This window comes from Mycolicibacterium insubricum (assembly GCF_010731615.1).
GTDB lineage: Bacteria > Actinomycetota > Actinomycetes > Mycobacteriales > Mycobacteriaceae > Mycobacterium > Mycobacterium insubricum.
Genome location: NZ_AP022618.1, coordinates 55596 through 82206, shown reverse-complemented (window position 1 = coordinate 82206; position 26611 = coordinate 55596). Strand labels below are relative to the sequence as shown.

At 68.7% G+C, this 26611-nt stretch carries 24 protein-coding genes; 11 read left to right on the top strand and 13 right to left on the bottom strand.

Annotation, left to right across the window (positions count from 1 at the left end; genetic code table 11):
• Nucleotides 1-103 precede the first annotated feature (103 nt).
• Both otsB and kstR read right to left on the bottom strand, forming a co-directional pair.
• Nucleotides 104-862 carry a trehalose-phosphatase gene (gene otsB, locus G6N16_RS00360; RefSeq protein ID WP_234805934.1) on the bottom strand — a complete coding sequence of 253 codons (759 nt, stop codon included), beginning with the start codon at nucleotides 860-862 and terminating at the stop codon, nucleotides 104-106.
• Nucleotides 859-1530, bottom strand: coding sequence for a cholesterol catabolism transcriptional regulator KstR (kstR, locus tag G6N16_RS00355; protein WP_083032200.1), 672 nt, complete (start codon nucleotides 1528-1530; stop codon nucleotides 859-861). The genes otsB and kstR overlap by 4 nt, the downstream gene beginning before the upstream one ends.
• Before the next feature lie 105 nt (nucleotides 1531-1635).
• On the opposite strand from kstR, the gene G6N16_RS00350 reads away from it, so the two are divergent.
• Nucleotides 1636-3732: an acyl-CoA dehydrogenase family protein gene (locus G6N16_RS00350; RefSeq protein ID WP_083032227.1), complete on the top strand. Its 2097-nt coding sequence runs from the start codon at nucleotides 1636-1638 to the stop codon at nucleotides 3730-3732.
• Here the strand turns inward: G6N16_RS00350 and G6N16_RS00345 are convergent.
• Both G6N16_RS00345 and G6N16_RS00340 read right to left on the bottom strand, forming a co-directional pair.
• A complete protein-coding gene (locus G6N16_RS00345) occupies nucleotides 3729-4310 on the bottom strand; it encodes a hypothetical protein (RefSeq protein WP_083032202.1) in 582 nt (193 codons plus the stop codon). The genes G6N16_RS00350 and G6N16_RS00345 overlap by 4 nt on opposite strands.
• Before the next feature lie 22 nt (nucleotides 4311-4332).
• Nucleotides 4333-5400: a ferredoxin--NADP reductase gene (locus G6N16_RS00340; protein WP_083032203.1), complete on the bottom strand. Its 1068-nt coding sequence runs from the start codon at nucleotides 5398-5400 to the stop codon at nucleotides 4333-4335.
• A 163-nt stretch (nucleotides 5401-5563) separates the two neighbouring features.
• On the opposite strand from G6N16_RS00340, the gene hsaA reads away from it, so the two are divergent.
• From hsaA to G6N16_RS00315, 5 genes are all read left to right on the top strand, one after another.
• The gene (gene hsaA / locus G6N16_RS00335) at nucleotides 5564-6754 is read left to right on the top strand and encodes a 3-hydroxy-9,10-secoandrosta-1,3,5(10)-triene-9,17-dione monooxygenase oxygenase subunit (RefSeq protein WP_083032205.1); all 1191 of its coding nucleotides are present in this window, start codon (nucleotides 5564-5566) and stop codon (nucleotides 6752-6754) included.
• Between the two features lie 3 nt (nucleotides 6755-6757).
• Nucleotides 6758-7633 (top strand): 4,5:9,10-diseco-3-hydroxy-5,9,17-trioxoandrosta-1(10),2-diene-4-oate hydrolase, encoded by an 876-nt coding sequence (gene hsaD, locus G6N16_RS00330; protein ID WP_083032207.1) that lies wholly within the window; start codon nucleotides 6758-6760, stop codon nucleotides 7631-7633.
• A gap of 10 nt (nucleotides 7634-7643) precedes the next feature.
• Nucleotides 7644-8543 (top strand): iron-dependent extradiol dioxygenase HsaC, encoded by a 900-nt coding sequence (gene hsaC / locus G6N16_RS00325; protein ID WP_083032209.1) that lies wholly within the window; start codon nucleotides 7644-7646, stop codon nucleotides 8541-8543.
• Nucleotides 8540-9118, top strand: coding sequence for a 3-hydroxy-9,10-secoandrosta-1,3,5(10)-triene-9,17-dione monooxygenase reductase subunit (hsaB, locus tag G6N16_RS00320; protein WP_083032211.1), 579 nt, complete (start codon nucleotides 8540-8542; stop codon nucleotides 9116-9118). Before hsaC ends, hsaB begins: the two co-directional genes overlap by 4 nt.
• Nucleotides 9119-9253: 135 nt before the next feature.
• The gene (locus G6N16_RS00315) at nucleotides 9254-10579 is read left to right on the top strand and encodes an MFS transporter (protein WP_083032212.1); all 1326 of its coding nucleotides are present in this window, start codon (nucleotides 9254-9256) and stop codon (nucleotides 10577-10579) included.
• A gap of 18 nt (nucleotides 10580-10597) precedes the next feature.
• Here the strand turns inward: G6N16_RS00315 and G6N16_RS00310 are convergent, their stop codons facing one another.
• From G6N16_RS00310 to fadD3, 5 genes are all read right to left on the bottom strand, one after another.
• A complete protein-coding gene (locus tag G6N16_RS00310) occupies nucleotides 10598-11704 on the bottom strand; it encodes a pyridoxal phosphate-dependent aminotransferase (protein WP_083032228.1) in 1107 nt (368 codons plus the stop codon).
• Between the two features lie 51 nt (nucleotides 11705-11755).
• On the bottom strand, nucleotides 11756-12715 hold the full coding sequence (gene ipdE2, locus G6N16_RS00305) for an acyl-CoA dehydrogenase IpdE2 (protein ID WP_083032214.1): 960 nt from the start codon (nucleotides 12713-12715) through the stop codon (nucleotides 11756-11758).
• Nucleotides 12708-13673: an acyl-CoA dehydrogenase family protein gene (locus tag G6N16_RS00300; protein ID WP_083032216.1), complete on the bottom strand. Its 966-nt coding sequence runs from the start codon at nucleotides 13671-13673 to the stop codon at nucleotides 12708-12710. Before G6N16_RS00300 ends, ipdE2 begins: the two co-directional genes overlap by 8 nt.
• Nucleotides 13674-13740: 67 nt before the next feature.
• Nucleotides 13741-14883, bottom strand: a complete 1143-nt coding sequence (locus tag G6N16_RS00295; protein WP_083032217.1) for an acyl-CoA dehydrogenase family protein — start codon at nucleotides 14881-14883, stop codon at nucleotides 13741-13743.
• Complete coding sequence (gene fadD3 / locus G6N16_RS00290; protein ID WP_083032219.1) at nucleotides 14883-16421, bottom strand: 3-((3aS,4S,7aS)-7a-methyl-1,5-dioxo-octahydro-1H-inden-4-yl)propanoate--CoA ligase FadD3; 1539 nt, start codon at nucleotides 16419-16421, stop codon at nucleotides 14883-14885. Before fadD3 ends, G6N16_RS00295 begins: the two co-directional genes overlap by 1 nt.
• A gap of 70 nt (nucleotides 16422-16491) precedes the next feature.
• Between fadD3 and ipdE1 the strand changes: the two genes are divergently transcribed.
• Nucleotides 16492-17649: an acyl-CoA dehydrogenase IpdE1 gene (ipdE1, locus tag G6N16_RS00285; protein ID WP_083032220.1), complete on the top strand. Its 1158-nt coding sequence runs from the start codon at nucleotides 16492-16494 to the stop codon at nucleotides 17647-17649.
• A gap of 2 nt (nucleotides 17650-17651) precedes the next feature.
• Nucleotides 17652-18440, top strand: coding sequence for a (5R,7aS)-5-hydroxy-7a-methyl-1-oxo-2,3,5,6,7,7a-hexahydro-1H-indene-carboxyl-CoA reductase (ipdF, locus tag G6N16_RS00280; RefSeq protein WP_083032222.1), 789 nt, complete (start codon nucleotides 17652-17654; stop codon nucleotides 18438-18440).
• Nucleotides 18441-18578: 138 nt separating this feature from the next.
• Here ipdF and G6N16_RS00275 read toward each other — a convergent pair whose 3' ends face one another.
• From G6N16_RS00275 to G6N16_RS00260, 4 genes are all read right to left on the bottom strand, one after another.
• Complete coding sequence (locus G6N16_RS00275) at nucleotides 18579-19562, bottom strand: HNH endonuclease signature motif containing protein (RefSeq protein ID WP_163787709.1); 984 nt, start codon at nucleotides 19560-19562, stop codon at nucleotides 18579-18581.
• Nucleotides 19563-19624: 62 nt separating this feature from the next.
• Nucleotides 19625-20287: a hypothetical protein gene (locus G6N16_RS00270; RefSeq protein ID WP_083030863.1), complete on the bottom strand. Its 663-nt coding sequence runs from the start codon at nucleotides 20285-20287 to the stop codon at nucleotides 19625-19627.
• 544 nt (nucleotides 20288-20831) lie between these two features.
• Nucleotides 20832-23339 carry a hypothetical protein gene (locus G6N16_RS00265; RefSeq protein ID WP_083030865.1) on the bottom strand — a complete coding sequence of 836 codons (2508 nt, stop codon included), beginning with the start codon at nucleotides 23337-23339 and terminating at the stop codon, nucleotides 20832-20834.
• Nucleotides 23340-23387: 48 nt separating this feature from the next.
• The gene (locus tag G6N16_RS00260) at nucleotides 23388-24401 is read right to left on the bottom strand and encodes a hypothetical protein (RefSeq protein ID WP_083030866.1); all 1014 of its coding nucleotides are present in this window, start codon (nucleotides 24399-24401) and stop codon (nucleotides 23388-23390) included.
• Between the two features lie 70 nt (nucleotides 24402-24471).
• Between G6N16_RS00260 and G6N16_RS00255 the strand changes: the two genes are divergently transcribed.
• Genes G6N16_RS00255 through G6N16_RS00245 form a run of 3 tightly spaced genes read left to right on the top strand, consistent with a single transcriptional unit; the run spans nucleotide 24472 to nucleotide 26606 of the window.
• Entirely contained in the window at nucleotides 24472-25236 is a 765-nt protein-coding gene (locus tag G6N16_RS00255; protein WP_083030868.1) for a DUF4190 domain-containing protein, read from the top strand.
• A gap of 46 nt (nucleotides 25237-25282) precedes the next feature.
• Entirely contained in the window at nucleotides 25283-26008 is a 726-nt protein-coding gene (locus G6N16_RS00250; protein ID WP_083030870.1) for a DUF4190 domain-containing protein, read from the top strand.
• A 19-nt stretch (nucleotides 26009-26027) separates the two neighbouring features.
• Entirely contained in the window at nucleotides 26028-26606 is a 579-nt protein-coding gene (locus G6N16_RS00245; RefSeq protein ID WP_083030871.1) for a hypothetical protein, read from the top strand.
• Nucleotides 26607-26611 lie beyond the last annotated feature (5 nt).

Sequence of the window (26611 nt, the reverse complement as noted above, 5' to 3'; positions counted from 1 at the left end):
GTGCACTCCCGATGGCCGACGGCTAGACATCGCCGAACGCACGTCCGTGCGTCCATGAGGCCACCGGGGAAAGGACTACTCGTGCGGCAACAACCGACTTTGGTTACAGGAGCTGGTCAACCCGGGCCGCACGCAGGAATTCCAGCATCACGACGGCATCCTCGGGTGACTCGATCCGGAACTCCGCGCGACTGGGCCCGTCGCCGATCTTGACGCCGATGTCGGCCGGACCCAGGACCGCGAAGACGGTCTCGTCGGTGACGTCGTCGCCGAGGAACACCACGGCATCGGCGCCGGTGGAGCTGCGCAACTTGTCGATGGCACTGCCCTTGTCGGTGTGCACCACCGAAAACTCCAGCACCGCCTTGCCTTCGGTGACCCGCGCATTCCAGCCGTCGCCGGCGGTGCGGGCCCGTTCGAGAGCCGCGGCGCCCACCTCCGGCGCGGCGTTGCGGACGTGCAGCGCCGCACCGGCCGGCTTGGGCTCCACGGTCACCCCCGACTGGCCGGTGGCAATCTCGTTGAGGGCGGCGATGATCCGGTCCCGCAGCGCGGTGTCGACCGCCGAACCGAAGCCGTCCTCGTCCTCGGCGCCGTGACTGCCGATCAGTCGCACCGGTGGCCCGACGCCGGCGACCGCGCGCAGGCTTTCCAGCGCGCGTCCGGAGATCAGGGCGACCGTCACGCCGGGTACGTCGGCCAGTGCGCCCAGCGCGGTGACCGCGCCGTCGACGGGCCGGGCGTCGGGCGGATGGTCGACGAGGTGCGACAGGGTGCCGTCGAAGTCCGAGGCCACCAGGATGCGCGGTGCGACCGCCGCCCCCCGCAGCGCCGCGGTGAGTGCGGACGGGATCCGGCTCACTGGATCCGCGGGTTTTCCTCGTCGCCGATGAGCAGCCGCACGGCCAGGTCGAGTCGTTTGCTCACATCGGTGGCCGAAGCCCGTCGGGTCAGCCAGGCCAGCAGATTCGACAGCCACACATCGGAAATCACCCGGGCGATGTGATAGTGGTCCTCGGTGGGTTCGCCGTCGGCCATCGAACGGGCAAACATCGAGTCGATGATCTTCTCTACGTGATCAACCTCACCGGCGGCGGACGCGTCGGCGAACACGTACGCGCGGGTCATCGCCTCGGTCAGCAGCGGGTTGCGCTGCATGGCCCGGTTGAGCCGGCCGATCATCGAGTTCAACCGGGCGAACGCGGTGCCGCCGGTCATCGTGGCCCGGTCCGTCTTGGCGTCGATGCGGGCGAACTCGCGGCCCAGCGCCGAGACCAGCAGGTGCACCTTCGACGGGAAGTAGCGGTACAGCGTGCCGACGGCCACGTCCGCCCGGTCGGCCACCGCGCGCATCTGCACGGCCTCGTACCCGCCCTTGGAGGCGATGGCCAGGGTGGCGTCCAGGATGCGCTTGCGCCGTTCGCGCTGCGCGTCGGAGCCGAGTTCGGAGTCGGAGAGCACCGGCACGGGGGCCACGTCTGGACGCGTGGCGACCGGTGCCGCGGTGGGGTCCTGGGTGGGTGTGGACATGTCTGGCGTGCCTCCCTTCTGCCTGCTCCGTACGGATATTAGAACACGTTCTAGTAGGCTACGGAGTGCTTTGTCCCGCCCAACGAGGAGGCCGTGGTGTCCGCGGTGCCAGCAACCATTATCGACGAACACCTGGCCGCACGCGAACTCGTGCGTGACTGGTCGGCCGGCTGTGGGGCCATCGAGGCGATCCGCGCCGTCGAGCAGGGCGACCCCGACGCCTGGCGGTCGGTATTTGCTGGGCTCGCAGAGCTGGGCCTGTTCGGCGTGGCGATCCCGGAGACCGGCGGCGGTGCGGGCGGCAGCATCGCCGATCTGTGCGCCATGATCTCCGAGGCCGCCCGGGCGCTGCTGCCCGGACCGGTGCTGTCCACCGCGCTGGCCGGTCTGATCATCGACGACGACGACCTACTGGCAGAACTGGCCGAGGGGCGCCGCACCGCGGGGCTCGCACTGTCCGCCGACATCGAGGTCGCCGACGGGCGGGCCACCGGCACCGCCGACCACGTCGTCGGCGCCGACGCATCCGGGCTGCTGCTGTTGCCGTCGGAGGCCGGCTGGCTGCTCATCGACGCCTGCGCGCCCGGAGTGGCGGTGGAACCGTTGGCGGCCAACGACTTCTCCCGGCCGCTGGCCCGGATCCGGTTGGAATCCGCGGCGGCCCGTGTCCTGGACGTCCCGACGCGGCGCGTCGAGGACCTGGCCGCCACCCTGTTCGCCGCGGAGGCGGCCGGTGTCGCGCGCTGGGCGTGCGACACCGCCGTCGACTACGCCAAGGTGCGCGAGCAGTTCGGCCGGCCGATCGGCAGTTTTCAAGCGGTCAAGCACATCTGTGCCCAGATGCTGATCCGCGCCGAGCAGGCCGAGGTCACCGCCGCCGACGCCGCCCGCGCCGCCGATGCCGATGACGCGCAGCAGCTTTCGGTAGCGGCCGCGGCTGCCGCTGCGGCCGGGATCGGCTCCGCGATCGGCAACGCCAAGGACGCCATTCAGGTGCTCGGCGGCATCGGCTTCACCTGGGAGCACGACGCGCACCTGTACTTCCGCCGCGCCTACGGCATCGGGCAACTACTGGGTGGACGGCCGAAGTGGTTGCGGCGCAACGCTGATCTGGCGGTGTCGGGTATCCGGCGCCGGCTCGGCGTGGATCTGCGTGCGGTCGAGGAACAGCGGGCCGGGATCGCCGCCGAGATCGCCGACATCGCCGCGCTGCCCGCCGAGGCGCGCCAGCGTCGGTTGGCCGAGACGGGTCTGCAGGCACCGCACTGGCCCGCCCCCTACGGCCGGGAAGCATCACCGGCCCTGCAGTTGCTGATCGACCAGGAGCTGGCCGCCGCCGGTGTGGAGCGGCCGGACATCTCGATCGGCTGGTGGGCGGCGCCGACCATCCTGGAACACGGCACACCCGAGCAGGTCGCCCGCTTCATCCCCGGCACCCTGGACGGCAGCGTGTACTGGTGTCAGCTGTTCTCCGAGCCGGGTGCGGGCAGCGACTTGGCGTCGTTGCGCACCAAGGCCGAGCGCGTCGACGGCGGCTGGAAGCTCACCGGGCAGAAGGTGTGGACGTCCAACGCGCACCGGTCGAACTGGGGTGTGTGCCTGGCCCGCACCAACCCGGATGTGCCCAAGCACAAGGGCATCACGTATTTCGTCATCGACATGGCCAGTCCGGGCATCGACATCCGGCCGTTGCGCGAGATGACCGGCGAGGCACTGTTCAACGAGGTGTTCCTCGACGGTGTCTTCGTCCCCGACGACCTGGTGATCGGCCCGGTCGACGGCGGCTGGCCGCTGGCCCGCACCACCCTGGCCAACGAGCGGGTCGCCATGGGCGGGGTGGACAAGGGCATGGAGGAACTACTGGCCTTCTCCGCCGGTGCCGAATTGGACTCGGCGGCCGCCGAACGGCTCGGCGCGCTGATCGTCGAGGGCCTGACCGGGTCGCTGCTGGACCAGCGGATCGCCGAGTTGGCCATGGGTGGCCGCGACCCCGGTGCGCAGTCCAGTGTGCGCAAGCTGATCGGCGTGCGGTATCGCCAGCAGCTGGCCGAGCAGGTGATGGAGACCACCGCCGGTGGCGGGCTGGTCGACAACCCGGAGACCCGGTACTTCCTGAACACCCGCTGCCTGACCATCGCCGGCGGCACCGAGCAGATCCTCCTGACGGTTGCCGGAGAGAGGTTGCTTGGTCTCCCGCGCTAACTGAACTTCGTCTGCGCGCAGGCCGTCGGGGTGCTGACGGTGACGGGGCCCATGGTGACTTGGATGACCGAGCAGGCGATGAACACCGGGCCGAACGCCGGCTGGCCGCTGGTCCAGTCCGTCGGCACCGAGGTGCCCTCGATGGCGAACCGCTCGGGGGCCCCGCCGCCGAAGTAGGTCGCCGAGATCTCCACGTTGGTCAGCGCCTTGTACTGCTTGGACAGCACGCCGTCGTGATCGGATCCCTTGGTCTCCCGGGGCATCCCGGCGGGTGCGCTGTACTCGGACGCCTGCCAGACATTGCGGTCGTTGCTGCGCAGGGTGACGGTCTGGCGGGCCCAGGTGCCGTCGGGGAACCCGGTGACGCCGTCGGGGCCGAGCAGGTTCGCCGAGGTGTTGAAGTAGCAGCGGCCGTCGGCCTGAACGCAGTTGGCGGTCACGTGGATCTCGACCGACGTGGCGTCGTCGACCGGCACCGAGCGCACGGCCGTGTTGCTGGCCGCGAGCGCGCTGGGAGCCTGGGCCAGCCCCGCGGCCAGCAAACCCGCCGCGCCGACCGCGGCCAAACTCCGGTTCATGGGGATCAAAGCTATGCGCTCGCTACTCGTCGTAGGTGACTTCGACCGAATTCGATACCGGCTTGGCCTGACAGCCCAGGATCAGGCCCTCGTCGAGATCGGAGGGTTCCAGCACGTCGTTGACGTCCATGTGGACCTCGCCGGCGGTGCACAGCACCGCGCACGCCCCGCAGTGGCCCTCGCGGCAGGAAAACGGCGGGTCCATGCCCTGGCTCAGCAGCACGTCGAGCAGGGTCGCATTGCGCGGCCAGCTGAGCTCTCGGGTGGCGCCGTCCAGGGTGACGGTAACGACGGCCGGCGGCTCGTCGTCGTCCGACTGCTCGATGGTGACCTGGGCGAACGGGTCGGAGTCCAGCGATTTGAACACCTCGAGGTGCACCCGCTCGTCGGGCATCCCGAGGCCGGCCAGCGCCTCGGTGACCGCCGCCATGAACGGTCCGGGACCGCAGATGTAGGCCGGGCGGGCGGTGAACGGCGCGGCGAGGCGGCCCAGCGCGGCGGCGGTGGGCAGGCCCTGCACCGACTCCAGCCAGTGCAGCACGGTGAGCCGGTCCGGGTACTTCGCGGTCAGTTCGCGCAGCGTCTCGGCGAAGATCACCGACCGCTCGTCGCGGTTGGCGTAGATCAGGGTGACCTGCCCGGCGCCAGTGGCCAGTGCGGATTTGCAGATCGCCAGCATCGGGGTGATGCCGCTGCCGGCGGCCAGCAGCAACAGGTCGGTGTCCAGCGTCTTGGGTACGAAGGTGCCCGACGGTGCCAGCACGTGCATGCGCATCCCGGGATGGGCGTGGTCGCACAGCCAGTTCGACGCGTACCCGCCGGCGGTCCGTTTGACGGTGACCGCCAGCGCGTCGTCGGTGTGCGGCGAGCTGCACAGCGAATAGCAGCGGGCCACCGACCCGGTCCGGTCGCTGGGAATGCGCAGGGTGAGGAACTGGCCGGGGGAGTACGCCAGTCGCTCGGCCGGGATGCCGGGATCATCGGCACCGTCGGGAACCCGGAACACCAGAGTGCGCGCGTCGTCGGTCTCGGTGACGACGTCGGCGATCTCCAACTGCAGCACATGTGTGCCGAGCGGCTCATCTGTCACGTCAGGCCCTAACTGTCTACTGAACTAGAACATGTTATAGAAATGCCGCTTCGCAGGTCCAGGCTTTGCAGGCAGCGCCACTCGACACAAATCGTAACGTGTTCTAGTCTTTTCTGGTCGGCGTCGGTGTAACGGGCGCGGAACGCAGCCACGGGAGGTAGCAGTGACGTCCATTGAACAGCGTGATGTGCAGGCGGTGCTGGCCGGCATCGATGAGTTGCTGCCGCAGCTCCGCGAACGCGCCCAGGTCACCGAGGATCTGCGCCGGCTGCCCGACGAGAACATCAAGGCTCTCGACGAGGTCGGATTCTTCAAGCTGATCCAGCCGTCGCAGTGGGGCGGCATGGAGTGCGACCCCACCGTCTTCTACGAAGCCGTGCGCCGGCTGGCCAGCGCCTGCGGCTCCACCGGTTGGGTGGCCGGCATCCTCGGCATCCACAACTGGCACCTCGCGCAGTTCGACCAGGCCGCTCAGGACGAGGTGTGGGGCGACGACGCGAGCACCCGGATCTCGTCGTCGTACGCCCCGATGGGCGCCGGTGTGGTGACCGAGACCGGCGACGGCTACATCGTCAACGGCTCGTGGAACTGGTCCTCGGGCTGCGATCACGCCAGCTGGGCGTTCCTGGGCGGGCCGGTGATCAAGGACGGCCGCCCCGTCGACTTCGGCAGCTTCCTCATCCCGCGCACCGAGTACCGCATCGATGACGTGTGGCACGTGGTCGGCCTCAAGGGCACCGGGTCCAACACCGTCGTCGTCAAGGACGTGTTCGTGCCGCGGCACCGCTTCCTGTCCTACAAGTCGATGAACGACCACACCGCCGGCGGACTGGTCAACAACACCGCGCCGGTCTACAAGATGCCGTGGGGCACAATCCATCCCACCACCATCTCCACGCCGATCGTCGGCATGGCCTACGGTGCCTACGACGCCCATGTCGAGCACCAGGGCAAGCGGATCCGCGCGGCCTACGCCGGTGAGAAGGCCAAGGACGACCCGTTCGCCAAGATCCGCATCGCCGAGGCGGCCTCCGACATCGACGCGGCCTGGCGGCAACTGATCGGCAACGTCGCCGACGAGTACGCGCTGCTGGCGGCCGGCCAGGAGATTCCGTTCGAGCTGCGGGCCACCGCGCGCCGCGACCAGGTCCGCGCCACCGGCCGGGCCATCGCGTCCATCGACCGGCTGTTCGAGGCGTCCGGCGCCACCGCGCTGTCGGTCGACGCTCCGGTGCAACGGTTCTGGCGCGACGCGCACGCCGGACGGGTGCACGCCGCCAACGACCCGGAGCGGGCGTACCTGATCTTCGGCAACGAGGCCTTCGGCCTGCCGGCCCAGGACACGATGGTCTAAAACGTGAGCACAGCCGACGCGATCACCTTCGAATCCACCTCCCGCTACGCCCAGGTCCGGGCCGGCGACCGGGACCTGCGGCTGCACTATCACGAGGCCGGTGACCCCGACGCCCAGACCATCGTGCTGCTGCACGGCGGCGGGCCCGGCGCGTCGAGCTGGTCGAACTTCGGCCGCAACGTCGCGGTACTCGCCGAGCACTTCCACGTACTCGCCGTCGACCAGCCCGGTTACGGCCATTCGGACAAGCTCGCCGAGCACGAGCAGTACAACCGCTACAGCGCCACCGCGCTGCTGGGCCTGTTCGACGAGCTGGGCCTTCAAGGCCGAATCCCGTTGCTGGGCAACTCACTCGGCGGCGGTACCGCGGTGCGGTTCGCGCTGGATCACCCGGACCGGGCCGGCAAGCTGGTGCTGATGGGCCCCGGCGGGCTGTCGGTCAACCTGTTCGCGCCGGACCCCACCGAGGGGGTCAAGCTGCTCGGCCGCTTCACCGCCGACCCGACGCGCGAGAACATGGAACGCTTCCTGCGGATCATGGTGTTCGACCAGAAGCTGGTCACCGAGGAACTGATCGACGAGCGCTTCGCCATCGCCAGCCAGCCCGAATCGCTGGCCGCGGCCCGGGCCATGGGCCGCTCGTTCGCCGGACCGGATTTCGAACTCGGCATGATGTGGCGCGAGGTGTACAAACTGCGCCAGCCGGTGCTGCTGATCTGGGGCCGGGAGGACCGGGTCAACCCGCTCGACGGTGCCCTGGTCGCCGTCAAACAGATTCCGCGGGTGCAACTGCACGTGTTCGGGCAGTGCGGGCACTGGGCGCAGGTGGAGAAATTCGACGAGTTCAACAAGCTGACCATCGATTTCCTGGCCGGATAGGGGTAGCGCGATGACGATCAAGGCGCTGGGCTACATGCGCATCGAGGCCACCGACGTCGCCGAGTGGCGGGTGTTCGGCACCAAGGTGCTCGGCATGGTGGAGGGCGACGGTGCCAACCCCGACGCGCTGTACCTGCGGATGGACGATTTCGCCGCGCGGCTGGTCATCGTGCCGGGCGACCGCGACCGGCTGCTGGTCGCCGGGTGGGAGGTCGCCTGCGCCGCCGACCTCGACGAACTGCGCGGCCGGCTGACCGCAGCCGGCGTCGAATGGGTCGACGGCACCCGGGACGAACTGGCCGAACGCCGCGTCGAGGGGATGATCCGGTTCTCCGACCCGGCCGGCAACACGCTGGAGGCGTTCTACGGCGCGCAGTATCTGGGCCGCAGGTTCGTCAGCCCGTACGGCCACAAGTTCGTCACCGGTGAGCAGGGCCTCGGGCACGTGGTGCTGACCTGTGACGACGACATCGCCGCCCAGGCGTTCTACCAGGATGTGCTCGGCTTCCGGCTGCGTGACTCGATGCGGCTGCCCCCGCAGCTCGCCGGCCGGCCCGCCGACGGTGATCCGATCTGGCTGCGGTTCTACGGCTGCAACCCGCGCCACCACGCGCTGGCGTTCATGCCGATGCCCAACCCCACCGGCATCGTGCACCTGATGGTCGAGGTGGAGAACTCCGACGACGTCGGACTGTGCATGGATCGCGCGGCGCGCCGCCAGGTGAAGATGGCCGCCACCCTCGGCCGGCACATCAACGACAAGATGCTGTCCTTCTACATGAAGACCCCGGGCGGGTTCGATATGGAATTCGGTTGTGAGGGACTGGAAGTCGACGACGAGGACTGGATCGCCCGGGAGAGCGTCGGCGTCAGCCTGTGGGGTCACGACTTCTCCGTCGGCTTCAAGTGAGTGGTGAACCCGGCGGGCCCGCATTGGACCCGCGCGTCTTCCGTGACGTGCTCGGCCAGTTCTGCACCGGGATCACCATCATCACCACCGTGCACGACGGGCAGCCGGTCGGTTTCGCCTGCCAGTCGTTCGCCGCGTTGTCACTCGACCCGCCGCTGGTGCTGTTCTGCCCGACGAAGGTGTCCCGGTCCTGGGCGGCGATCGAGGCCAGCGGGCACTTCTGCGTGAACATCCTCGGCGAGGACCAGCAGCACGTCTCGGCGCGGTTCGGCTCGCGCGAGCCGGACAAATTCGCCGGCGTCGACTGGAGGCCGGGCGTGCTGGGCTCCCCGGTGCTGACCGGCGGCCCGGCGCACATCGAGTGCCGGGTGCACAGCGTGCACGACGGCGGGGACCACTTCGTAGTGTTCGGTGCGGTCGAGTCGCTGTCGGAGGCGCCGAAGGTGCCCCCGCGGCCGCTGCTGTTCTACCGCGGCCAATACACCGGAATCGAGCCGGACAAGAACACCCCGGCCGACTGGCGCAACGACCTGGACGCCTTCCTGACCGCGACCACCGAGGACACCTGGCTCTGACCCGCACGGACGGTCTGTGAATAACAACCGTGTAACTCATCCACATTGTGGATAGTCCCTGTGGATAACCTGTTCGCACGGTAGGAACAGACACGGGCGCCGTCGCGGCGCCCGCACCCCGAAGGAGCCTCGGAGATGACCGCGCCGAACGAACCAACCGGGCTGCGTCGCGTCGTCGTCGCCTCCATGGCCGGCACCGTCGTGGAGTGGTACGAGTTCTTCCTCTACGGCACCGCCGCGACGCTGGTGTTCGCCAAGGTGTTCTTTCCGCAGACCGGCAGCGACCTGGACGCCGTGCTCGCCGCGTTCGTCACCTACGCCGTCGGGTTCTTCGCCCGCCCGCTCGGCGGGGTGGTCTTCGGCCACTTCGGCGACCGGTACGGCCGCAAGAACCTGCTGCAGTTCTCGCTGCTGCTGGTCGGCGTCGCCACGTTCGGCATGGGTTGTCTGCCGACCTTCGGCCAGATCGGCTATTGGGCTCCGGCGCTGCTGGTGGTGCTGCGATTCGTGCAGGGCTTCGCGGTCGGCGGCGAGTGGGGTGGCGCGGTGCTGCTGGTCGCCGAGCACAGCCCGAACCGGGCCCGCGGATTCTGGGCGAGTTGGCCCCAGGCCGGGGTGCCCGTCGGCAACATGCTGGCCACCGTCGTACTGCTGGTGCTGACCGGTGTGCTGTCGGAGTCGGCGTTTCTGTCGTGGGGCTGGCGGGTGGCGTTCTGGCTGTCGGCGGTGGTGGTGCTGATCGGCTACTACATCCGCACCAAGGTCACCGACGCGCCCATCTACCTGGCCGCCCAACGGGAGGCCGAGCAGTTGGCCCGCTCCTCACTGGGCATCGTCGAGGTGATCCGCCGCTACCCGCGCGGGGTGTTCACCGCCATGGGCATGCGGTTCGCGGAGAACATCATGTACTACCTGGTGGTCACCTTCTCGATCACCTATCTCAAGCTGCACGCCGGGGTCGCCACCGGGTCGATTCTCTGGTACCTGTTGGTCGCCCACGCCGCGCATTTCATCGCAATCCCGTTGGTGGGACGGGCATCCGATCGGATCGGCCGTAGGCCGGTGTACTTCGCCGGGGCGGTGCTGACCGCGACATGGGGCTTCTTCGCCTTCCCGATGATGGACAGCGGCAACTACGCGGTGATCACCGCCGCCGTCGTCATCGGTCTGCTGTTCCACGCGCTGATGTACGCCCCGCAGCCGGCGCTGATGGCCGAGATGTTCCCGACCCGGATGCGCTATTCGGGTGTGTCACTGGGCTACCAGGTGACCGCGATCGTCGCCGGATCGCTGGCCCCGATCATCGCCGTCAAGCTGCTGGCGGACTTCGGTTCTTCGGTGCCGATCGCGATCTATCTCGCCGGCGCGTGCGTCGTCACCCTGATCGCACTGGCCTTCGCCCGGGAGACCGCCGGGATCGACCTGCACGACCTGGACCGCGCCGACGCCGCGACCCGCTGACCCCGAATCGGTACGGGTTCAGGGGAGCCAGGGGCCCAGGCGGCGCAGCGCCTCGTCGATATCGGCGGCCGGCCCGGCGAACGACAGCCGGATGAAGCGATTGCCGTTGCGGGTGTCGAAGTCGATGCCCGGGGCCACGGCCAGGCCGGTCTCGGCCAGCAATCGGGCGCCGAAGGCCATGCTGTCGTCGGTGAAGGCGGATACGTCGGCGTACACGTAGAACGCGCCGTCGGGCGGGGCGATCCTGTCGATGCCGATCTCCCGCAGCCCGGTCAACAACCGCTCCCGGTTCGCGCCGTAGTGCCGCAGGTGGCCGTCGGCCTCGGCGATCGCCTCCGGGGTGAACGCGGCGACCGCGGCGATCTGCGACAGCACCGGCGGGCAGATGGTGAAGTTGCCGGTCAGGCAGTCCACCGCCCGGCGCAACTCCTCGGGCACCAGCAGCCAGCCGAGGCGCCAGCCGGTCATCGCGAAGTACTTGGAGAAACTGTTGGCCACCACGGCACTGCGCGAGGTCTCCCAGGCGCAGCTGGTCGCCGGGGCGCCGTCGTACACCAGGCCGTGGTACACCTCGTCGCTGATCAACCGGACGTCGTTGGCGTCGCACCAGGCGGCGATCGCGGCCAGCTCGGCCGGCGCGATGACGGTGCCGGTGGGATTGGCCGGGCTGGCGACGATCACGCCGTCCAGCCGACCCGCTGCCTCCAGCATCGCCACCGTCGGCTGGAACCGGGTCTGCGGGCCGCAGGGCAGTTCCACCACCTCGACACCGAGCGCGGACAGGATGTTGCGGTAGCAGGGGTAGCCCGGGCTGGCGAACGCCACCCGGTCACCGGCATCGAAGCAGGCCAGGAACGCCAGCAGAAACCCACCGGAGGAACCGGTGGTGACCACCACGTCCTCGGCGTCCACACTCAGCCCGTACCGCCGGTAGGACCCGGCGATCGCCGCGCGCAACTCCGGAATGCCCAGGGCCACGGTGTATCCGAGTTCGTTCGCGGTGATCGCGGCCGCCGCTGCCGCGCGAACCGGTTCGGGCGCACCGGCGCTGGGCTGGCCGGCCGACAGGTTGACCAGGTCGCCGTGGGTGCACTGACGCTCCGCGGCCGCCAACCAGACGTCCATCACGTGAAACGGCGGGATCCCCGCGCGCAGTGCGGTCTTCACCGACTCAGGCTACGCGGTCGTCAGGGCGACCGGTTCCAGCTGCGCCAACGCGGCACCGACGGTACCGAACAGCTGCGAATTGGCGTGCGCACGTTTGAAATACAGCTGGATATCGCATTCGGCGGTGATCGCGATCCCGCCGTGCAGCTGAATGGCCTCGGCGGCCACCGCCGAGAACGCCTCCGTCGCGGTGACGAACGCCAGCGCCGCGGACTCGGCACTCGGGTCATCCAGGCAGCTGTCGACCACCGCCCCGGCGGTCTGCACCAGCACGTACAGATCGGCCATCCGGTGCTTGAGTGCCTGGAAGCTACCGATCGGCCGGCCGAACTGCACCCGCTCCTTGGTGTATTCGACGGTCAGCTCCAAACAGCGGGTGGCGGCACCGACCGCCTCGGCGGCCACCAGCAGCCGCGCAAGATCGCCCAGCCCGGGATCGGCGCCCAACGCCGTCGTCTGGATCGCCCGCAGCTTCGCCAACGGGCGGGTGGCGTCCATCGTCGGCTGCGCAGTCGCCTCGAAGTCCACCCACCGGGTCAGCACACCGGAGTCGGCGCCGATCACCACGTCGGCGATGTCCCCGTTGACCACGTACTCCGGGTCGAAGACCACCGCGCCGATCGACTCCCCGGCGGCCAGGGCCTCCAGTTTCTCCCGGGCATCGGCGTCCACCGGTTGACCGGCCAGCAACGCCAACTCGGCCAGCGTGGAACCCAGCAGCGGGGTGGGGACGAGATTGCGACCGAGTTCGGTCAACACCGCCGCGGCGTCGGCCAGGGCGCCGCCGGCGCCACCGAGATCCTCCGGCACCACCAGGGCCGCCGCGCCGACCTGCTCGCACAGCAGCTGCCACAGTCGCTCGTCGTAGCCCTTCGGTGAGGCCATCGCCGCCCGCACCGCCTCCGGGCCGGCATGTTTGCCGACCAGGTCACGCACGGTCTGAATCAGCAGGGCGCGTTCTTCACTCATGGTCGGCCAGTTCCTCCAATACGCGGCGCCGGTGCAGGGTCGGATCGCCCCAGGCGGCGCGCAGCGCCTGGGTCCGCAGCAACAGCAGGGACAGGTCGTGCTCCTGGGTGAAGCCGATCGCCCCGTGGGTCTGCAACGAGTTGCGGGCCGCCAGCAGTCCGGCGTCCGCGGCCGCGGTCTTGGCCGCCGAAACATCCCGACGGGTGGTGGTGGCATCGTCGGCCAGGGCCAACGCGGCTCCGTAGACCAGCGGGCGGGCCAACTCGACGGCGATGTGGATATCGGCGAGCTTGTGCTTGATCGCCTGGTAGGAGCCGATCACCCGGCCGAACTGGCTGCGCTGCTTGGCGTAGGCGACCGAGGTGTCCAGCATGGCCTGGGCCGCACCGATCAGGCAGGCCGAGGTGGCCAGCGCGCCGAATGCGGCCGCCCGCTCGGTGTCGGCCGACCAGTCCTTCCCGGCGGGGGTGACGTCGAACAGCGCGCGGGACGGATCCACCGAGGCGTGCCGCTCGCCGACGGCGGCCTCGCCGACCCGCCCGTCGGCGCCGACCAGGGTCAGACCCGCGAAGTCCGCGTTGACCGCGCGCGGCTGATCGGGGGCGATCGCGGCGGTGACGATCAGTTCACCGGCGGCCAGCGCTGTGCTGCGCTCGTCTTTCGCCAGCAAAATCGGTGCCACAGCGATGGATTCGGCCACCGGCCCGGGCACACACCAATAGCCCAGTCGCTCGCAGGCCACCGCCAGGTCGACCGGGTGCGCGCCGATCCCGTCGTACTCCTCGGCCACCATCAGGGCCGGAACTCCAAGGTCGGTCAGTGTCGACCACACCGCGGCCATCGGTGCGATGTCACCGTCGCCGGCGGCCCGCACGGCCGACGGGACGTCGGCGGCGCCCAGTGCGGCGTCGATGCTGGCCGCGAAATCCCGTTGCTGCTCATCCAGCTCGAAGTTCATGCTTTGGGCTCCCGCGGAAGGCCGAGCAGTCGCTCGGCTTGTTTTGTCGCGCAACCAGGATGGCGCATCATTTGGGCTCCCGCGGTAGACCGAGCAGCCGCTCGGCGATGATATTGCGCTGAATCTCGTTGGTACCGGCATAGATCGGTCCGCCCAGGGCGAACAGGTAACCGTCGGTCCACGGGCCGGCCAGCTCGGCGTCCGGGCCGCGCAGGTCCAGCGCGGTCTGGTGGATGTCCACGTCGAGCTGCGACCAGAACACCTTGGTGACCGACGACTCCGCGCCGAGCTCACCGCCGCCGGCCAGCCGGGTGAGGGTCCCGAAGGTCTGCAACCGGTAGGCCTGCGCCTTGATCCAGGCGTCGGCCACCCGGTCGGTGAAGATGTCGCGGATGTGGCCGTCCGGCTGGGACTTCCACAATTCCACCAGCCGATCGGCGGCAGAGGTGAACCGCGCCGGGCTGCGCAGCGACATGCCGCGCTCGTTGCTGGACGTGCTCATCGCCGCGCGCCAGCCCTGGTGGGGTTCGCCGATCACGTCTTCGTCGGGCACGAACACGTCGTCGAGGAAGATCTCCCCGAACCCGGTCTCGCCGCCGAGCTGATGGATCGGCCGCACGGTGATGCCCCGTGCGTGCAGGTCGAACATGAAATAGGTCAGCCCGTGGTGACGCTGCGCGGTCGGGTCGGACCGGAACAGCCCGAACCCCCGCTCACCGAACGGGGCCCGCGAACTCCAGATCTTCTGGCCGTTGAGTTTCCAGCCCCCGTCGACCTTGGTAGCGGTGGACCGCAGCGAGGCCAGGTCGCTGCCGGACTCGGGTTCCGACCACGCCTGGGCCCAGATCTCCTCGCCGCTGGCCATTTTCGGCAGCACCCGGCGCAGTTGCTCGGGGGTGCCATGGGCGAACAGGGTCGGCGCCAGCATGGAGGTGCCGTTGGCCGATGCCCGGCCGGGCGCGCCGGCGGCGAAGTATTCCTCCTCGTAGACCACCCACTGCAGCAGCGTGGCGTCGCGGCCGCCGTACTCGGCGGGCCAGGAGATCACCGACAGCCCGGCCTCGTAGAGGATCTTGTCCCAGCGTCGATGCTGCTCGAATCCCGCTGCGGTGTCGTAGGACTCGGTGGGGAAGTCGTCGCGGTGCGCGGCCAGGAACTCGCGCACCTCGGTGCGGAAGTTCTCGGTCTCTTCGTCGAATGCGAGGTCCATCAGGCCCTTTCCCTCAGCAGTGGTTTGACGACCTTGCCGCCCGGATTGCGGGGCAGGGTGTCGAGGAACTCCACCGTCCGCGGAGTCTTGAAGTTGGCCAGGTTCGCCCGGGCGTGCGCGACGACGGCCGCCTCATCCAGCTCGGCGCCCGGCAGCGTCACGACGAACGCCTTGCCGATTTCGCCGAGCCGTTCGTCCGGCACCCCGATCACCGCCACCTCGGCGACACCGGGCAGCCGGGCCAGCACCTGTTCCACCTCGGCCGGGTACACGTTGAACCCGCCGCTGATGTACATGTCCTTGAGCCGGTCGGTGATGGTGAGATTGCCTGCGGCGTCCACGGTTCCGATGTCACCGGTGTGTAGCCAGCCGTCGGCGTCGATGGCGGCCGCAGTGGCGTCGGGATCGTCGAGATACCCCAGCATCACACACGGCCCCCGCAGCAGAACCTCGCCGGCGCCGGCGGGCGCGTCGATGCGCAGCTCGAACCCGGCGATCGGCCGCCCGCAGGTGGTGGCGACGGTGACGGCGTCGTCGTCGGCCCGGCACATGGTGCCGAACCCGGAGGCCTCGGTCAGGCCGTAGGCCGTCAGCACGATGTCGATGTCGAGCTCGGTCTGCATGCGTTCGATCAGCACCACCGGAACCGTGGCCGCCCCGGTCACCGCGAAGCGCAGCGAGGACAGATCGTGGTCGCCGCGGCGGGGGTGATCCAGCAGCATCTGGTAGATGGTCGGCGGGCCGGGCAGCACCGTCACCCGGTGCCGGGCCACCGCGGCCATCGCGGCCTCCGGCTCAAAGGTCAGCTGCGGAATCAGTGCCGCCCCGGTCTGCAGACAGGCCAGGATGCCCGCCTTGTAACCGAAGTTGTGGAAGAACGGGTTGATACACAGGTAGCGGTCGGCGCCGGTCATCTGTCCGCAAGCCGCCCAGGCCGCCGCGCCGGACAGCGACTGGCGGTGCGCGCACACCACGCCCTTGCTACGGCCGGTGGTGCCCGAGGTGAACAGGATGTCCGACGGGTCCTCGGGACGGATCGCGGCGGCGCGGGCGTCGGCAGCGGCCAGCAACGCCGGGTCGCTGCCGCGCGCCACGAAGGCATCCCAGTCGCCGTCGTTCGCCTCGACGGGGATGCGGACGATGTGGCGCAGCTCCGGCAGTTCGGACCGGTCGAGTGCGGCCGAGCGGTCGGCGCCGAGGAACGTCCCGGCGGTGATCAGCAGTGGCGCGTCGACCCGGGCCAAGATGTCGGTGGCCTCGGCGGCGGTGTAGCGGGTGTTCAGCGGTACGACGATCCCGCCGGCCCAATGCGTGGCCAGTGCGGCGATCACCCAGTGCCAGCTGTTGGGTGACCAGATGCCGACCCGGTCGCCCGCTCCGAGGCCGAGGCCGATCATCGCGGCGGCGGCCCGGCGTACCTCGTCGCGCACGTCGGCGAAGGTGAGCGTCCGGTCGTCGCTGATGATTGCGAGCTGGTCGGGGCGGTCCCGGGCGACGAGGTCGAGCGCCGCGGGCGTCGTCTGCGCGACGGTCGTCATCGGTGCTCCTCGGGTGTCCTTGCCGTCATACCGCTAACAAAGCAAGTGCTTGGTAGGTTAGCCTACAAGGGTGATTGGGGTCCAGGAGTTCCGGGCAGAGGTCCGCGAGTGGCTCGCCGACAACCTCGTCGGTGAATTCGCGCAGCTGAAGGGCCTCGGCGGCCCAGGGCGTGAACACGAGGCATTCGAGGAACGACTGGCCTGGAACCGGCATCTGGCGGCGGCGGGGCTGACCTGCCTGGGCTGGCCGGTCGAGCACGGCGGCCGCGGGCTGACCGTCGCGCACCGCGTCGCGTTCTACGAGGAGTACGCCCACGCCAACGCCCCGGACAAGGTCAACCACTTCGGTGAGGAACTGCTCGGTCCCACGCTGATCGCCTTCGGCACCCCCGCCCACCAGGAGCGTTTTCTGCCGCGCATCCTCGACGTCACCGAACTGTGGTGCCAGGGCTACTCCGAACCGGGTGCGGGCAGCGATCTGGCCAACGTCGCGACCACCGCCGAGCTCGACGGCGACTCCTGGGTGATCAACGGGCAGAAGGTGTGGACCTCGCTGGCGCACTGGGCGCAGTGGTGCTTCGTGGTGGCCCGCAGCGAAAAGGGCTCCAAGCGGCACGCCGGTCTGTCCTACCTGCTGGTACCGCTGGATCAGCCGGGTGTCGACGTCCGGCCGATCGTGCAGCTGACCGGCGACTCGGAGTTCAACGAGGTCTTCTTCGACAATGCGCGCACCGACGCTAGCCTGGTCGTCGGGGAACCCGGCGACGGATGGCGGGTGGCGATGGGCACCCTGACCTTCGAACGCGGTGTCTCCACCCTCGGTCAGCAGATCCGTTACGCGCGTGAACTTTCCGGGATCGTCGAACTGGCCCGCGAGAACGGGACGATCGACGACCCGCTGACCCGGGAGCGGCTCACCCGGGCCTGGGTGGGGCTGCGCGGCATGCGCGCCTACGCCATGGCCACCATGGACAACGAGCGGCCCGGGCAGGACAACGTGTCAAAACTGCTGTGGGCCAACTGGCATCGCGGTCTCGGTGAGTTGGCGATGGATGTGCTCGGCAAGCCGGGACTGGTGCTCGAGGGTGGTGCATCCCCGGACTTCAACGAATGGCAACGGTTGTACCTGTTCTCCCGCTCGGACACCATCTACGGCGGATCCAACGAGATCCAGCGCAACATTCTCGCCGAGCGCGTGCTCGGCCTGCCCCGGGAAGTGAAAGGCTGAGCATGGATCTGACGGTCGCACCGAAGGAAATCGACGGCCACGGCCTGTTGGCCGGCAAGGTCGTGGTGGTGACCGCCGCCGCGGGCACCGGCATCGGCTCGGCAACAGCCCGGCGGGCTCTGGCCGAGGGGGCCGACGTCGTGGTCTCCGACCATCACGAGCGGCGCCTCGCCGAAACCCGCGACGAACTGGCCGCGCTGGGCCTGGGCCGGGTGGAAGCCATTGTCTGCGATGTCACTTCGACGGCGGCGGTCGACGCGCTGATCGCGGGGGCGGCCGAATCGATGGGTCGTATCGACGTACTTGTCAACAATGCCGGACTGGGCGGGGAGACCCCGGTGATCGACATGACCGACGACGAGTGGGACCGCGTGCTCAACGTATCGCTCACCTCGGTCATGCGGGCCACCCGCGCGGCGCTGCGGTACTTCCGCGATGCGGGCCACGGCGGGGCGATCGTCAACAACGCCAGCGTGCTCGGTTGGCGGGCCCAGCATTCCCAGTCGCACTACGCGGCGGCCAAGGCCGGCGTGATGGCGCTGACCCGATGCAGCGCGATCGAGGCCGTCGAGCACGGAGTGCGGATCAACGCGGTCTCTCCGAGCATCGCACGTCACAAGTTCCTGGAGAAGGTGAGTTCGGCCGACCTGCTGGACCGGCTGGCCGGCGGTGAGGCATTCGGCCGGGCTGCCGAACCGTGGGAGGTCGCGGCCACCATTGCGTTCCTGGCCAGCGACTACGCGAGTTATCTGACCGGAGAGGTCATCTCGGTCTCCAGCCAGCACCCGTGAGTCATTGGAGGCTCTTTTGACGGGCGGACGTAGCGGGGCAGTCCGGGCAATTTGCTGGGGTGGCGCGATACCTGCCACCTGGCCTCGACACCATCGTTCTGGTCCCAACACGATTCGGCTGGACGCAGCACCAACCGGCTAGTTGATGTTCGGTGGTGCTTGGGGTTGGAAGGGGTTGTACCACCACCAGTTTGCGCGTTCGCCGGTGGGTCCGGGGTAGCGGGCGACGGCCGGCGGCGGGTTCTGGGGTGGGTGGGCCAGCGATCCGCCGAACAGTTCTTCTCCCTCGGCGTCGGTGACTTTCAGTCGGTCGGCGGGGCCGGTGATGGTGATGACACCACGATGGTGCAGCCGGTGATGGTAGGGGCACACGAGTACCAGGTTCCACAGCTCGGTGGGGCCGCCGTTGTCCCAGTGGATCAGATGGTGTGCGTGCAGGCCGCAGGTGGCTGCGCAGCCGGGTACCACGCAGGTGTGGTCGCGGTGTTCCAGGGCGCGGCGCAGCCGGCGGTTGATGGTGCGGGTGCGGTGTCCGGCGCCGATGAGGGTGCCGTCGCGGTGAAACCACACCTCGCAGGTGGCATCGCAGGTCAGGTACTGGCGATCTGCGTCGGGCAGCAGGGGGCCCAGGTGCAGGTTGGCGATCTTGGTGGCGAGGTCCAGATGTACGACGACGGTGGTGTGCTGGCCGTGCGGGCGGGCGGTGGCTTCGGTGTCCCAGCCGTGCTCGATCAGCCGCAGGAACGCATCCAGATTCGTCGGCACCGGGGCCTCGTTGTCGGGGACCTGGCCGCGGCGCTCGTCGTCGTCGGGTTGGCGGCCGTCGTGGTCGCGGGTCCATTGGGCGAACAGGGCGTCACGATGCGACGCCAGGGCGGCGGCGAATTTGGCGGATTCGATGTGCGGCAGGGTGATGCGCCAGTTGTCGTAGTCGTCACCACCGGTCTTGTGGATCCCGGGGCGCGGGCCCGGTTTCGGGTCGGTGTCGGGGCGTGGCTCCAGTTTCACCGCGTTGCGCTGGCCGCACAGCTCACTCAGTTCGTCGAAGAGCACCCGCAGCCGCTCGTCCCGGCGGTTGCCGGGAGGCGTATAAACGCTGGTCGAGGCCCCATTCGAACTCATGTTTCCATGGTAGAACCGGCCACCGACAACTTTTCGCGACGCGAATCCACCGCCAGTTGCCGTCACCCGAACGGGTTGAAATCGAACGGGTCGGGGGTTGGGGCATGTGGCGGGAATGGTGTCGACAACTGCCCCGCCTGAGGAGCCATAGTGCGCACCACGACGGTCACCTCGTCGGTGTGGGCGGCAACGGTGCCTTTGGACCGCAGGCGGTTCGGTACCAGCGCTTTGAGGCGGATCCGCTTCGGGCGCGCGGTCTTCGGCTTTCCGTCGTGCGGGGTGCTGCTGACCGGCTTCACAACGTCTGGAGTGGCGAACCAGGCTCGGGCCGGGGGCGACACCGCAAGTACCAGAATCGCCGCAGCGGCAACCACGATCAGCGCAGCGGTCGCGCGGCTCAACGCGGCGAACCAGTCGACGTCAGCCCCCGGCCGCAGCACCAGCGCGGCACTTGCTGTGGCCGCCAGACCGACCCCGTTTGCCAGCGTCAGCAGCCAGGCGATCCGGAACCGGCGGCCGATACCGAAGGTCAGCGCAAGCAGCACCACCGCCCACACCGCGGCTCCGGCGGCGAAACCCACCGTCAAGGTGGTCAGAGCGCTGAAACTCCGGTAGTAGTAGTGCAGTTCGGGCAGCGCCAACAGCGCGGCGGCCGCCGTCGACACCAGTAGCGCGGCGACCAACCCCAGCAGTTGGCTGACGGCGAACAGTTTTCCCGGAAGCACGGGTGACTTCGACGTGCCGCCACCCGACTGCGGAGTTGTCGGTGAGGCCACTGATGTAGGCGCGACGGGCGTAGGTGCCGCGGTGTCGGTGGATGTCCGACGCAGCCTTCGCCGAGGCGGGGGCGGTGCCGCCGGTGCCGCAGCAGGACTTGGCGCCGGTGCGGACGTCGGAGCCGGCGCCGGGGCGTCCCACCCGCCGCCGAACGGGTTGCTACCAGCCCCACCGCCACCGAACGGATCACCACCGAATGGATCGGCACCAGACGATCCACCGCTGAACGCCCCCCGGCCGGATGAGTCACCGCCGAATGGATTCCCGCCGAAACTCGTTGCGCCGGAGCTATAGCTCTGGGAAGTACGGCCTACCCTCCCCGAACCGCCCCAGTTGGTCGGGGGCGGTCCCGGCGTCGGTCCGGCTCCGCCGGCACTCGCTGCGCTCGCGCCAACTGCGCCTACCCTCCCCGAACCGCCCCAGCTGGTCGGGGGCGGTCCCGGTGTCGGTCCTTCCCCTCTCGGATTCACGTTCTCCCACGGGCGTGACATCTCAGACCGCCTTTCCGGCCCGGCGCCGGCGCCAGGCGAACCCGACCCCCACCGCACCCCACACGGCCACCGGGGTGATGACCGCCAGATAGAAGATCACCCGCGCCGGCGCCGGCGTCGGCACCAGGAACGCTGTCCATGGAGTGCGGACCATCGGCCAGAGCTGTTGCGGGTCACCGGTGATCGTGGCGCTGCCCAGCCACACCTGGTTGTTGTTCTCCACGATGGTGCTCAGTGACGCCGCGGCGTTGTGCGCCATCTGCGGGTAGTCCTGGGTGAATTTCTCCGCACCGACGTCGGTCATCTCGACCTTGGAGAAGTCGACCCCGCCCCAGGACCGGGTGTGCGTCCAGGTGGTGTTGCCCTCCTGCGTGGTCCAGGTGAAGGTGGTCGTGCCGTTGTTGAACGACGTGACGTATCGGTCGAAAACCTCACGCGGCTTCCAATCCATCACCCAGCTGTCGATCTTGCCCGAATTGATCTGGGCCGAATACTGACTCGGCTTGTTGCGGGTGCGGTACCACTCGGCGGCCACTCGGCTGGCGTAAACCCGGCGCAGATCGGCGAACTCCGGATCGTTGTTCACCGCCTTGACGACGGCGGGCATGATCATCTGGTCGTAGAGCTCACCGTTGTGGGTGGTGACCGCCGGGTCCTGGCCCGGGCAGCTCTGCCCCGGGCTGATGTCGGAGTCGTCGTGGCCGAGCTTGACGGTCAGCGGGGCGTCCAGGATGTACAGCTGATCGCCGTCGACGTGGATGCTCGCCGGCAGCGGCTCAATCCATTGCCGTCGTCCGAGGAAGCACTTGTTTTCCCCGCCCAGGGCGTTCATGAAGTTCCGGCCCAACTCGGTGTCGGACTTCTGCAGAGCGCCGGACACTTCCTTCATCGCCAGGTCGGCCTCCAGCAGGATGCGGCCGGCCTGGGTGCGGCCGAAGTCCGCGTCGATGATGCGGTCGGGTTCGGTGGGCTTAAGGTTCACCCAGAACTTGTCCGGGGTGAGCGCCAGCCACACGTTCAGGGCGTCCATCGCCATGGTCGCGTTGCGCCGGCCACCGTACGACGGCGCGTCATTGGCCAGGGTCCCGGTCTGGAATGCGTACTGGGTCCCCGTCTTTCCGTCCACGTTGGCGGTGACATAGCGCAGCTGCAGCGAGGTGAAGTCGATACCGCCGAGGTTCACTGGCACGGTCCCGACGACCGGAATCGTGGCGGGCGCACCGACGGGCGCGTTGTAACCGGGTGCCGTTGCCGGAGCCCCGGACGGAGCGGCGGCAGGCGCGCCAGCCGGTGTCCCTGCGGGTGTCCCCGCCGGTGAGCCTGCGGGTGTCCCCGCCGGTGAGCCTGTCGGGACGCCCCCGGTCGGGCTGCCTCCGGTCGGGGTGGACCGCGGCTGGGAGGTCGGCTTGGGAGCCTGAGTGGTCACCGGCGTCAGGTCCGGCTCCGTTGTCGGCGCGGGTGTTTCGGCCGGTGTGGTCTCCTCGCCCTCGGCGGCCGCCGTCTCCTCCAGCTTGGCGTCCTGCTCGGCGTTGAGGGTGTCGGCGATGCGTTGGTCCTCGGCCGCATCCGCGGGATTGTCCGGAGATTGGTCGGTGGTCGGCACACCCGCCGGTGACGGGGAATTGCCCGAGGAGTTGGCGGATTGACCCACCGGAAGCGAGTTCACATGCCGCACGCAGATTTCCGGTGCGGTCTTGTTCGCATTGTCCGGGTTGGTCTTCCATTCGTCGATGGCCTTCTTCATCCAGGCCAACGTCTCTGCCGTCGGAGTAGATCCGAACAGCATGATCATCCGCGCGTCGGCCTGATTCATCAGGTCGAGGTTCTTCAGGAACTGCTTCTTCGCGTGATCACTGAGTGTGTTGCCCGACTTCGCCTCGATGATCTGCCGATCGCCGACGGGTGGTATCCGGGCGTCGACTTTTGGCTTCCGGGTGGCCGCGTAGGTGTTGGTGATGTCATAGCGCGGGCTGTTTTTCAGCACCGAACCCGGCAACTTCGCATTGCGCTTCCAGTTGCCCTCGTTGGTGCCTTCGCCCAAGGCGAGCTTGTCCCAGATGAATTTCTCGAAGGCGGCACCGATCCGGTTGTTCTCCAGGATCGTGATGTAGGCGGTGCGCCAGCGTTCGAAGTCGTATTTGGGATCCGCGCCGTTCTTGTAGTCGCGCCACCGCAGCAGCATGTGGTCCTTGGACCCCGATTCCGGTTTGGTGTTGCCGAGTCTCTGGGCCAGCTTGTTCAGCGCATCGTCGTCCAATTCATCGGAATTCGCGGGTAGGTTCCGCGCATCGTCGTCGATGGGCTTGTAGTTGTACGCCTCGTTGGGGCCCTCGGTGGGCGTCGACGTACTGCTTTGTGGATCGTAGCCGGAGTAGGAGTCATATCCGGGCAGGTCAAGTCCCTGCGGGCAGGTGGACAGTGAGTCCGCCGCCGCAATTGGCGGCAGGCTCAATCCGATCAGCGTCAGGGCCAGTACCAGGATGGCCGAGACGATTTTGGGCAGCGTCAAGCTACGCACGGAATCCTCCGAGTGTCCGAGTGCGAATATCAGAACGGGTTAGTTACCGCGCCAGAAATCAAAATCCTCGCGCGCCGAGTGAACTCTTTTCTTCACCGAATAGCTCAACGACCAGAATGGCGTCACATTTCTCGTGTTGTCGTCGCTCTGCACTTCGAAACACGCCAGGTCGGGCGAGCCGCGCTCCTTCAGCCAGCCCCGATACACCCAACGCGAAGGCAGGCCGTTGTCCGCGCCGCGCCGGATCAACCCCTCACCCAGGTACCAGCACGCCCCCTCCACGAGGTCCCTGTTCTCCGCGGCGGCGAAGCTCGCCGCGTCGGAGACTCGGCCGAGAATGAGCTCGTCGAGGCGGTCCATGGATTCCGCGGAGAAATCCCATTCGCCCGGATGTCGCTGAGCCCAGGATGGAAATTCGTTCTGCCACTTCATCAGCCAGGAATTGAGCACCGGCGAAGGTCCGGGGATCGACGGGCCCTCACCCATATTGGGCGTATCGGTCTGCTTGGGCGCCCACTCCGGATGCGCCGCGGAGTACCCGGCGACGAAACCGGCCAGCTCCTGATAGGTATCCCGCCACAGGTCGGTGTCCCGGTCGGTGACGCCGGCCAGCAGCAGGTGCACCGGGGAGACGGGCGCCAGCCCGAGCGCCGCGTCGGACAGCACCACCGGAATACCGGCGGGGGTGCCCGCCGGGTTGTCGTCGAAACCGAAGTAGGTGGACGCAATCGAGGCCAGGGTCACCGGGTCGGTGACCGCGGGCAGCCCGCGTTCGGCGAATCCGGGCTCGTCGTCCCAGTCCCAGCTGCCCCCGCACACCAGCGCGAAGGTCTCCCCGAGGTAGGCCAGCACACCGCGCCGGTGCTCGGGGTCGTCGGTGTCCAGCACATCGGCGGCATCGCGCATGACCAGCCGGACCTCGGCCAGCAGACGGGTCAACGACTCGGCGCTGAAGTCGAACGTGATGGGGTCGGGGTCCTTGTCGTCGACGAGCGTCTCGAGGGCGAACGGGATCCCGCCGGTCCAGTCAGCGGCGAGCTCATCGCGGGTCATGGATCGACCCTAAGTCCGCCGCGGCGTCCCTTCCGACGCTAATTTTCGGCACGCCCGTAAACTGGCCCGCGTGACTTACGGTGGGGGCCCCTACGGCGGCGATCCGTTCGGTGGTGATCCGTTCGGGGGCGACCCGTTCGGCGGCGGACCGTCCCAGCCGGGCGGCTACCAGCCCGCGTCGGGCGGCTACGGTGCGCCTTTCGGCGACGCCCCGATGTCCACCGGCTATCCGGGTCCCGGGGGATTCCCCGCGCCGACCGAGCCGCAGGGCGAGGTCAACACCCTGGCCACGTTGTCGGTGGTGTTCGCGTTCGTGTTCGCGCCGGTCGGTGCGCTGCTCGGGCACCTCGCCCTGAACCAGATCAAGGAGCGAAACCAGGCCGGGCGCAGGCGCGCGGTGCTGGGCCTGACGCTGTCCTACGTGATCATCCTGCTGACGATCATCGCCCTGCTGGTCTGGCTGCTGTTGCTGCGCGGCCACGGCGAATCGGAGCCCACGGTGCCGCACCAGTCGACGACCACCACCACCCGGACCACGACGACAGCCCCGCCGCGCACCTCGACCAGCGTGGTGACGGTCGAACCCACCACCCGGCCGACGGTGCGAGTGGAGGAGCTGCGGGTCGGTGACTGCGTGGAGATCCAGAATCTGCGGCCGAACCCGGAAGAGGGCGAGTCAGCCCAGTTCATCAAGGCGTACCGGGCCAGCTGTGAGGTCCGTGACGGGGTCTTCCAGGTGACCGACGTCGTACCGACGGAAGCGCAGTGCCGCACCAGCATGCTCTACAACCACGAAAAGACCGTCTTCGCCTGCTACGTCAAATATGCGGGTTGACCTTTTGCCGCGACGCCTGTTACCGGCGGTTCGTTAGACTGCATCAGTGACTTACGGTGGCGACCCGTTCGGGCCGCAGATGGGGGACCCCTTCGGGGGTATGGACGCCGGTCCGTCGATGGGCTACGGGGTGCCGGTGAGTACCGGCACGCCCGGTTTCGGGACCGGGATGCCCGGTATGCCGGGATTTCCGCCGGGGGTACCTCCCGCGCAGCCCAAGCTGAACACCTACGCGGTCCTGTCGCCGATCTTCGGGGTGCTGTTGCCGCCGGCCGGGATCGTGCTGGGTCATCTGGCGTTGCCGCAGATCAAGCGAACCGGTGAGCGCGGCAGGCCGTCGGCGATCGCCGGGCTGGTGATCGGCTACGTGCTGACCGTCGCGCTGATCATCCTGCTGATCCTGTCGTCGATCTTCGGCTGGCTGTTCTTCGCCAGCGACGACGGCCCGACGCAGCCGCTCGCCACCACCGCGACCACCAGCAAGGCCGGGGTCACAGTGGCGCCGTCGACCAAGACCGTCACCGCCACCACGAAGGCGCCCGCGCGCCGTCGGGACAAGATCGAGCTGAGCCAGGCGACCGTCGGGATGTGCGTGGAGATCCAGTCCCGCGATACCGGCGCCTATGCGCTCGACCTGTTCCAGGTGGACTGCGAGAGCATGAGCGGGGTGTACACCGTCGTGTCCATCGCCTCGTCGGGTTCCGCCTGCAACACCACCTATGCCGCCGAGCCCCCGGACCGCTCGTTCGCGGTCTGCCTGAATAAGTACTGACGAGGTATCCGGAAAAACTATGCCGCCGTCAAATCCGTTCGACTTCAGCGATTTCGGTCAGTCCTCGGCCGCGCCGCCCTCGGGTGGCTTCGGCGCGCCGATGGCGCCGCCGGCCGGGCCGCAATCCAGCGGCTTCAACCCGCAGTCCAGTGGTTTCAACCCGCCGCCGACGGCGACCCGCCCCGGAGGCGGCGGATTCGACCCGTTCGGCGCGGGTGGCGACGTCATCGCACCAGGCGGTTCGCCATTCGGGGGATCCGAGGGCACGCCGATGATCGGCGACCTCACGGTGGCCGGACCGCCGACCAAGCTGATGTTCGGCGCACTCGGGGTGGCGATCCTCGGAGTGATCCTGGGCCTGGTCGCCATCCCGCTGGACAACTCGGTGGTGCTGGCGCTGCTGGGCTGGCTGCTGGCCGGGCCCGCCGCGATCGGCATGCTGGCCTGGTTCAGCGCGGCCGATACCAAGCGCCGGATGAACTCGGTCTATTCCGCGCCGGCCTGGCTGTCCAACGGGTACTGGGCGGTGCTCGCGGTGAGCGCGGTGGGCATCGCGTTGGGTGCCTGGCAGATCGCCCTGTGGGCGGGAAGGTTATAGCCCCG

Excerpts from the sequence above, each read along its gene's own strand:
- kstR (WP_083032200.1), bottom strand. The coding sequence starts at position 1,530 with ATGTCCACACCCACCCAGGACCCCACCGCGGCACCGGTCGCCACGCGT.
- G6N16_RS00345 (WP_083032202.1), bottom strand. The coding sequence starts at position 4,310 with ATGAACCGGAGTTTGGCCGCGGTCGGCGCGGCGGGTTTGCTGGCCGCG.
- hsaC (WP_083032209.1), top strand. The coding sequence starts at position 7,644 with ATGACGATCAAGGCGCTGGGCTACATGCGCATCGAGGCCACCGACGTC.
- G6N16_RS00315 (WP_083032212.1), top strand. The coding sequence starts at position 9,254 with ATGACCGCGCCGAACGAACCAACCGGGCTGCGTCGCGTCGTCGTCGCC.
- G6N16_RS00310 (WP_083032228.1), bottom strand. The coding sequence starts at position 11,704 with ATGGACGTCTGGTTGGCGGCCGCGGAGCGTCAGTGCACCCACGGCGAC.
- ipdE2 (WP_083032214.1), bottom strand. The coding sequence starts at position 12,715 with ATGAGTGAAGAACGCGCCCTGCTGATTCAGACCGTGCGTGACCTGGTC.
- G6N16_RS00300 (WP_083032216.1), bottom strand. The coding sequence starts at position 13,673 with ATGAACTTCGAGCTGGATGAGCAGCAACGGGATTTCGCGGCCAGCATC.
- G6N16_RS00295 (WP_083032217.1), bottom strand. The coding sequence starts at position 14,883 with ATGGACCTCGCATTCGACGAAGAGACCGAGAACTTCCGCACCGAGGTG.
- fadD3 (WP_083032219.1), bottom strand. The coding sequence starts at position 16,421 with ATGACGACCGTCGCGCAGACGACGCCCGCGGCGCTCGACCTCGTCGCC.
- ipdF (WP_083032222.1), top strand. The coding sequence starts at position 17,652 with ATGGATCTGACGGTCGCACCGAAGGAAATCGACGGCCACGGCCTGTTG.
- G6N16_RS00275 (WP_163787709.1), bottom strand. The coding sequence starts at position 19,562 with ATGAGTTCGAATGGGGCCTCGACCAGCGTTTATACGCCTCCCGGCAAC.
- G6N16_RS00260 (WP_083030866.1), bottom strand. The coding sequence starts at position 24,401 with ATGACCCGCGATGAGCTCGCCGCTGACTGGACCGGCGGGATCCCGTTC.
- G6N16_RS00245 (WP_083030871.1), top strand. The coding sequence starts at position 26,028 with ATGCCGCCGTCAAATCCGTTCGACTTCAGCGATTTCGGTCAGTCCTCG.